This window comes from Vibrio sp. 10N.261.52.A1, assembly GCF_002876325.1.
GTDB lineage: Bacteria > Pseudomonadota > Gammaproteobacteria > Enterobacterales > Vibrionaceae > Vibrio > Vibrio chagasii.
Genome location: NZ_MCYD01000675.1, coordinates 1 through 522, shown reverse-complemented (window position 1 = coordinate 522; position 522 = coordinate 1). Strand labels below are relative to the sequence as shown.

Genomic DNA, 522 nt, shown 5'->3' with positions numbered 1-522 from the left:
TTCACTATGCCACTACAGCGCGTCTAACACGCAAATTGCGGACACGCTCTATGTAAGCGAAAATACCGTTAAGGCACACCTTCACAATACATTCAAAAAGATTAAGGTGAAGAATCGCTTACAAGCTTTGATCTGGGTGAAGAATAATGTCGCGACTAATGAGTTCGTCCAATAAACCTAACTCTCAGCTCTACACCATAAACAGCCAAAGCAATTAGAATGCAAAAAAACCAAATACGAAAAAGCCGTAGCCCTTTCTATTACAAAGAGTGCTACGGCTTTCTTTAATATGGTCGGTGAAGAGCTTATTTTGAGTATCAGACGAACCCCACTTAGGTTCTAATCCTATTTTCTACGCTCCTAAACTACGAAAGCCTGCTCATTGAGCAGGCTTTCTATAAGTGGTCGGTGAAGAGGAATTCGACGCGGCTGGGCTTCCAGCCCCCACCCTCGGGTTCCAAACCAAATAGAAACAAAGATGAAAATGCAAAAAAGCCGTAGCATTTGAAGTGACCCCGTAAA

General features: G+C 42.9%; 1 protein-coding gene. It reads left to right on the top strand.

Annotated features, from left to right (window positions below):
- Window positions 1-175, top strand: a 175-nt coding sequence (locus BCT81_RS12985; protein ID WP_133152618.1) for a LuxR C-terminal-related transcriptional regulator, incomplete at its 5' end; no start/stop codon positions are given.
- Window positions 176-522 lie beyond the last annotated feature (347 nt).